This is a genomic window from Alkalilimnicola ehrlichii (assembly GCF_003399765.1).
Taxonomy (GTDB): Bacteria; Pseudomonadota; Gammaproteobacteria; order Nitrococcales; family AK92; genus AK92.
Map to the genome: position 1 here is coordinate 1 of NZ_NFZV01000093.1, position 655 is coordinate 655.

A 655-nucleotide genomic window follows, 5' to 3' on the forward strand; every position below is an offset into this window, starting at 1 on the left:
ACCCGCACGCCGCGCAAACCGTCTACCACCTCACGGCGCGGGACGAGGTGCGGGAGAACTTTCCGCTCTCCTCGATCAAGGCCGCCGACGGCAGCCTGCCCGACCACTTCGTGGAAGACGTGATGCCCGGCGTCCACTCCGACGTCGGCGGCGGTTACCGCAGCGGCCCCGACGTGGTGCACTTCCCGCCCCGAACCTTCTACTGGATCGACCCCGCCACGCGCGATGCCGAGATCGCCGCGCAAGCGGCGGCCTATCAAACGGCGCATGCCGCGCCCGGGCTGGTGGTCGAGCCGATTATCGGGCGTACCAACCTCATCAAAGGCGGGCGCCGCGCCACCAGCGTGCGCTTTCAGGCCAGCCGCCACGTCTACGAAGATCTGGCCTACGTCGCGCTGGAGCGGATGTACGCGGCCGCCGTCGACAGCGGCGTGCCGTTGCAGCCGCTGGCGACCTTAGGCCGAGAGGGTTACGCCTACGAGGTCTCCGAGACGCTGCGCCGCTTGGTGCGGCGAGCGGAGCGTGCCGGCCCCGGCAGCGAGGCGTACAATGCCTTGTACCGGGAGTACATCCACCACTCCCATCAATACCACCGACCGGAGCTGGTCACCGGCAACGGCTGGCGAGAGGATCTGGCCAACGTGGTCAATAGCAA

At 68.4% G+C, this 655-nt stretch carries 1 protein-coding gene; it reads left to right on the plus strand.

The genetic code is table 11. The features are described from left to right. Window positions 1-122: 122 nt before the first annotated feature. A partial coding sequence (locus tag CAI21_RS22835; RefSeq protein WP_258869025.1) for a hypothetical protein occupies window positions 123-655 on the plus strand: 533 nt, incomplete at its 3' end.